Origin of the sequence: Inquilinus limosus MP06 (genome assembly GCF_000767795.1) — a bacterium.
Taxonomy (GTDB): Bacteria; Pseudomonadota; Alphaproteobacteria; order DSM-16000; family Inquilinaceae; genus Inquilinus; species Inquilinus limosus_E.
Window position 1 is genome coordinate 1 of the sequence record NZ_JANX01000465.1, and the last position, 5222, is coordinate 5222.

The 5222-nt window shown below is 70.1% G+C and carries 5 protein-coding genes and 1 riboswitch; of the genes, 1 reads left to right on the forward strand and 4 read right to left on the reverse strand.

Annotated features, from left to right (window positions below):
• The first annotated feature begins 103 nt into the window (after positions 1-103).
• Positions 104-1045 carry an EamA family transporter RarD gene (gene rarD / locus P409_RS26000; RefSeq protein WP_034845274.1) on the forward strand — a complete coding sequence of 314 codons (942 nt, stop codon included), beginning with the start codon at positions 104-106 and terminating at the stop codon, positions 1043-1045.
• Positions 1046-1104: 59 nt separating this feature from the next.
• Here the strand turns inward: rarD and rpsD are convergent, their stop codons facing one another.
• From rpsD to P409_RS38275, 4 genes are all read right to left on the reverse strand, one after another.
• Complete coding sequence (gene rpsD / locus P409_RS26005) at positions 1105-1719, reverse strand: 30S ribosomal protein S4 (protein WP_034845276.1); 615 nt, start codon at positions 1717-1719, stop codon at positions 1105-1107.
• A 151-nt stretch (positions 1720-1870) separates the two neighbouring features.
• On the reverse strand, positions 1871-2635 hold the full coding sequence (locus P409_RS26010; protein WP_034845278.1) for an ABC transporter ATP-binding protein: 765 nt from the start codon (positions 2633-2635) through the stop codon (positions 1871-1873).
• 13 nt (positions 2636-2648) lie between these two features.
• The gene (locus P409_RS26015) at positions 2649-3683 is read right to left on the reverse strand and encodes a FecCD family ABC transporter permease (RefSeq protein ID WP_034845280.1); all 1035 of its coding nucleotides are present in this window, start codon (positions 3681-3683) and stop codon (positions 2649-2651) included.
• Positions 3680-4714: an ABC transporter substrate-binding protein gene (locus P409_RS38275; RefSeq protein ID WP_052121397.1), complete on the reverse strand. Its 1035-nt coding sequence runs from the start codon at positions 4712-4714 to the stop codon at positions 3680-3682. Before P409_RS38275 ends, P409_RS26015 begins: the two co-directional genes overlap by 4 nt.
• A 34-nt stretch (positions 4715-4748) precedes the next feature.
• Positions 4749-4975, reverse strand: a riboswitch (cobalamin riboswitch).
• Positions 4976-5222 lie beyond the last annotated feature (247 nt).

Consider the following 5222-nt stretch of genomic DNA (forward strand, 5'->3'; position numbering starts at 1 on the left):
CTCGCCATCGGCACCGCGGCGGGGATCGCCGGCATCGGCGCCGGCCGGGCCCGCCTCGTCGCGGCCCGGGCCACGGCCCGCTGACGCCGGACCGGGGACCACGATGCCAGTCGACACTCAAGCCAGCCGCAGCCATGCCGGCTTCGGGGCCGGCGCGGCGCTCGGCGCCTTCCTGATCTGGGGCTTCGCGCCGCTCTACTTCAAGGCGGTGGAGCATGTCGGCGCCTGGCAGATCGTGGCGCATCGCATCCTGTGGAGCGTCGTCATGCTGGGCCTGCTGCTGCTGGCCCTCGGGCGGCTGCACGAGATCGGCGACGTGCTGCGCAGCCGCCGCCGCTTCTTGACCTATTGCGCCACCACCGCCCTGGTGACCGCGAACTGGAGCGTCTTCATCTGGGCGGTGCTGAACGGTTATCTGGTGCAGTCGGCGCTCGGCTATTACCTGAGCCCGCTGATCAATGTCCTGCTCGGGGTCGCCTTCCTGGGCGAGCGGCTGAGCCGGGCGCAGGTGGGGGCTGCGTGCCTGGCCGGGGCGGGCGTCATGATCTCGGTGATCGGCGCCGGCGAGATCCCGTGGATCGCACTGGCCCTGGCCCTGACCTGGGGCTTCTACGGCCTGATCCGCAAGCGCGAGAGGATCGATCCCTTCGTCGGGCTCATGGTCGAGACGGCCTTCCTGCTGCCGGTCTGCCTGGCCTATCTGCTGTGGCTGTGGAGCCAGGGCGCCGGCGCCTTCGGCCCGGTGGCGGCCGGCGGCGAAGGCTGGGCGATGTCGCTGGCGATCATGGCCTCCGGCCTGATCACCGGCCTGCCGATCGTGCTGTACATGATCGGGGCGCGGCATCTGCCCCTGTCGACCGTCGGGCTGCTGCAGTACCTGTCGCCGAGCATCAACCTGGTGCTGGCGACGCTGGTGTTCGAGGAGCCGCTGCGGCCGGCCACGCTGGTGACCTTCGGCTTCATCTGGGCCGGCCTTGTCCTGTTCACCATCGACGCCACCCGGCGCGCCCGCCTGCCGGTGGCGCCGCGCCACGGCGTGGGCTGAAACAGAAAAAGGGGCGCCCCGGAGGGCGCCCCTTCTTCCGTCGGACAGCCGGCCGAGGATCAGCGGCTGTAGAACTCGACCACCAGGTTCGGTTCCATCTGGACCGGGTACGGCACGTCGGCCAGGGCCGGGGTGCGCACGACCTTGCCCTTGAAGGCGCCGTGGTCGACCTCGATGTACTCCGGCACCTCGCGCTCGGAGGACGCGATGGCGCCCAGGATCAGGGCCATCTCGCGCGACTTCTGCTTGATCTCGATCACGTCGCCGTCCTTGACCTGGTAGGAGGCGATGTTGAGGCGCTTGCCGTTCACCAGGACATGGCCGTGGTTGACCAGCTGGCGGGCGGCGAACACGGTCGGGACGAACTTCATCCGGTAGACGACGGTGTCCAGGCGGCGCTCCAGCAGGCCGATCAGGTTCTCGCCGGTGTCGCCCTTGCGGCGCACGGCCTCGTCGAACAGGCGGCGGAACTGCTTCTCGCCGATGTTGCCGTAGTAGCCCTTCAGCTTCTGCTTGGACATCAGCTGCGTGCCGAAATCGGTCGGCTTCTTGCGCCGCTGGCCATGCTGGCCCGGGCCGTATTCGCGGTTGTTCAGGGGGCTCTTCGGACGGCCCCAGAGATTGACGCCAAGGCGGCGGTCGATCTTGTGCTTCGAATTCTGGCGCTTGCTCACGCGCGCGGTCCTTCTTCTCTCATGTTGTCCCGGTAGGCCCTGCCAATGGCAGAGCGGGGCGCCGGCTCACGCACCGGACCCGCGTTCCCGGGAATGGAAGCGGTGAAGAACGCCATTTGGGCCGCAATGTCAAGCCCGAAGCCGCTTTCCGCTACCCCGGCAGATAATGAATATGGGGCCGGCCGTGATGCGGCGACCGCTCGACATGGGCCCGCACGCCGAACACCTCGCGGATCCGCGCCTCGGTCAGGATCTCCTCCGGCGCGCCGACGCAGACCACCCTGCCCTCGCGCAGCAGCGCCACGGCATCGCAGAACATCGCGGCTAGGTTCAGGTCGTGCAGCGCCACGATGCTGGTCGCCGGCAGCCGGCCGACCAGCGCCAGGATCTCCAGCTGGTGCTGCACGTCGAGATGGTTGGTCGGCTCGTCCAGCAGCAGTTCGGACGGGGTCTGGGCCAAGGCGCGGGCGATCTGCACCCGCTGCCGCTCCCCGCCTGACAGCGTGTGCCAGGACTGGCCGCGCTTGCCCTCCAGCCCGACCCGGTGCAGCGCATCCGCCACCGCCGCGTCGTCGCGGCCGCTCCAGGGTGACAGCGGGCCGCGATGCGGCGTGCGGCCGAGGCGAACCACGTCCAGCACCGTCACCTGCGCATCGGTCATCGCCTGCTGCTCGACCAGGGCGACCCGGCGGGCGATGGCCGCGCGGGGCAGGTCGGCGATATCCGCCCCGCCCAGGGTGATCACCCCGCTCTCCACCCGCCGCAGCCGGCAGATCAGTCGCAGCAGCGTCGACTTGCCGGCGCCGTTCGGGCCCAGCAGGCCCAGCATCCGGCCGGGCGCCGCCTCCAGCGTCACGCCGTCGACGATCATCCGGCCGCCGGCGCCCCAGCGCACATCCTGCGTCGCGATGGTCATGTCGCCCCTCTGGTCATGCCGACCGCCTCGCCCGGTACAGCAGCACGGCGAAGGCGGGCGCGCCGAACAGGGCGGTGACCACGCCGATCGGCAGGATCTGCTGCGGGATGATGATGCGGGAGACGATGTCGGCCAGCACCATGAAGATGGCCCCGATCATGGCGGAGGCCGGCAGCAGCCGGGCATGGCCGGGCCCGACCAGGAAGCGCGCCGCATGCGGGATGACGAGGCCGACGAACCCCACCGACCCGATGATGCTGACCATGGTCGCCGTCATCGCCGCGGTGGCCGCGAACAGCACCACCCGCACCCGGGTCACGGCGATGCCCAGGGAGGCCGCGGCATCCGCCCCGAAGGTGAAGGCGTCGAGCGCGCGGGCATGCAGGATGCACAGGACGAAGCCGATCGCTGCCACCGGCACGGCCACCTGCACGTCCGGCCAGCGCACGCCGCCGAGGCTGCCGAGCAGCCAGAACATCACGCCGCGCGCCTGCTCGGCATTGGCCGAGGTGGTGACGATGGTGGAGGTCAGGGCGTTGAACAGCTGCGACCCGGCGACGCCGGCCAGGATCACCCGGTCGATGCCGCCGCCCACCCCGGCCGCCAGCAGCGACACCAGCAGGAAGGCCAGGACGGCGCCGATGAAGGCGCCGCCGGACAGCGAGAGCGCGCCGCCGCCGATGCCCGCGATCATCACCGCCACCGCGCCGGTCGACGCCCCGGCTGAGATGCCGAGGACATAGGGCTCCGCCAGCGGGTTGCGCAGCAGTGCCTGCAGGATGGTGCCGGACAGGGCGAGCGCCGCGCCGCAGCAGGCCGCCACCAAAGCGCGGCTGAGCCGGTAGTCCCAGATCACCCCTTCCTGGATCGGGCTGACGGCGAAGCCCGCGCCGAACAGCCGGTTGGCCAGGGTCTGGGCCGTGGTGGCCAGCGGGATCGCCATCTCCCCGATCGACACGGCGAGCGCGATCGCCACCACCAGCGCCGCCAGGGACAGCACCGCCAGCAGGGCGCGGACGCCCCAGCCGCCGTCGAAGAGCGGCCTCACCCCCCGAGACCGAAGCTCTTGATGCCGCGGGCCAGCGCCTCGATGCCGTCGACGGCGCGGATCGAGGGCTGCATCGCCTGCACGTCCATCATCACGAAATGTTTGTCCTTGACCGCCTCGAGCCGGCTGGCGACCGGATCGGTGGCCAGGAAGTTCAGCTTCACCGCGGTGTCGTCGGCGGCGTAGCGTCGGCGGCTCATCTCCGCCATCACGATGATCGCGGGGTCGGCAGCGGCGATGCGCTCCCAGCTCACCAGCGGCCACTCCTCCTCCGTGGTGATGACATTGCGGGCGCCGAGCTGCTGCAGGATGTAGGCCGGCACGCCGTTCCTGCCGGCGACGAAGGCTTCGCCCGCCACCTCCTTGCTGGAGAACCAGAACACCACCGGCACGCCCTTGGCCTGCTGCCCCACCACCGAGGCGATGGCCGCGGCCTCGCGCTGCCGCAGCTCGGCGACCAGCGCCTCGCCCCGGTCGGCGACGTCGAAGATCCGGGCCAGGTCGCGGATCTCCCGATAGACGAGGTCCATGGTGAACAGCTGCTTGCGCACGCCGTCGCCGCCGCCGGAATTGTCCTTGGCGACGCAGTCGGCCGGCGAGATGTAGGTCGGGATGCCGAGGGCGGCGAACTGCTCGCGGGTGCCGACCGACCCCTGTGGCCCGACATGCCACTCATACTGGGCCGCCACCAGTTCCGGCTCCTTGCCGACCACGGATTCGAAGCTGGGATCGTTGTCGGCCAGGCGCGGGATCTTCGCGTTCGCCGCCTCGTATTCCTTCAGCACCGGGCCGAACCAGACGGCGGTGCCGACGATGCGGTCGGCCAGGCCGAGCGACAGCAGGATCTCGGTGCTGCTCTGCCCGATCGACACCGCGCGCTGCGGAGCATGGGCGAAGGTGACGTCGACGCCGCAGTTGCGGATGGTCAGCGGATACTGCGTCGGGTCGGCCCGGGCCGCCGGCGACAGGATGAGAAGCGCCAGGCCGGCCAGGGCCAGGACACGCGAAGGGAAGGACCGGATTACCGCCAAGAGAGTCTCCTGCCCGGGCCACCCCGCCCGGAAAACGGATTGCGCTGCGACGGCAGGTCTCCTGGCTCACGGATCATGGCTTGGCGTCGGCCTTCCCGCCCGGCATCGGGCAGTGGCCTGGCCCTTGAGGGGCCCGTGACGTTCGGCGATCCGCTGACAGTTGCGGGGGCAGCCACGGATTCCGCCCCTCCACTCGATTGGAGAGAGCGCCACCGTGTTCCCTTTTGATCCCGTGCGGGAACCGTCGCCGGGATGTGTATCAGCGCCGCCGCGGCCCGGTCAATCCCGCAGAAGCCCTGGATTCTGCACCAAAAGACACATCTTAAGATATATCTTGAAACCAGTCTCTGTTCGCCATATCTTACGATATATCGAAACTAAGGAGTGAGTTCGATGTTCGGACGACACCATCGTGGGCACCACGGCGATTGCGGCGAGGGCTGGGGCGGCCGGCATGGCCGCGACAATGACGAGATGTGGGCCGGCGGCGGCCGCGGACGCGGCGGCC

Excerpts from the sequence above, each read along its gene's own strand:
- rarD (WP_034845274.1), top strand. The coding sequence starts at position 104 with ATGCCAGTCGACACTCAAGCCAGCCGCAGCCATGCCGGCTTCGGGGCC.
- P409_RS26010 (WP_034845278.1), bottom strand. The coding sequence starts at position 2,635 with ATGACCATCGCGACGCAGGATGTGCGCTGGGGCGCCGGCGGCCGGATG.